Genomic DNA, 289 nt, shown 5'->3' with positions numbered 1-289 from the left:
GCTCGCCCGCTGCGGCAAAGTCGTCCGCTTCGACATGTGCGGCACCTCGACCGACGTCGCCCACTATGACGGCGAATATGAGCGCGCCTTCGACACCGAGGTCGCCGGCGTGCGCATCCGCGCGCCGATGATGCGCATCCACACGGTTGCCGCCGGTGGCGGCTCGATCCTGCACTACTAGGCCGGCCGCTTCCGCGTCGGCCCCGATTCCGCCGGCGCCAATCCCGGGCCTGCCGCTTACCGGCGCGGCGGCCCGCTCGCCGTTACCGACGCCAATGTCATGCTGGGC

The 289-nt window shown here is 71.3% G+C and carries 1 pseudogene; it reads left to right on the top strand.

The features are described from left to right. A pseudogene (locus tag EN851_RS35715) lies at nucleotides 1-289 on the top strand (hydantoinase/oxoprolinase family protein); the annotation flags it as partial.

Source organism: Mesorhizobium sp. M8A.F.Ca.ET.208.01.1.1 (assembly GCF_004791315.1).
Taxonomy (GTDB): Bacteria; Pseudomonadota; Alphaproteobacteria; order Rhizobiales; family Rhizobiaceae; genus Mesorhizobium.
The sequence above is the reverse complement of the archived record's forward strand: the minus strand, read 5'-3'. Positions and strand labels throughout refer to the sequence as shown.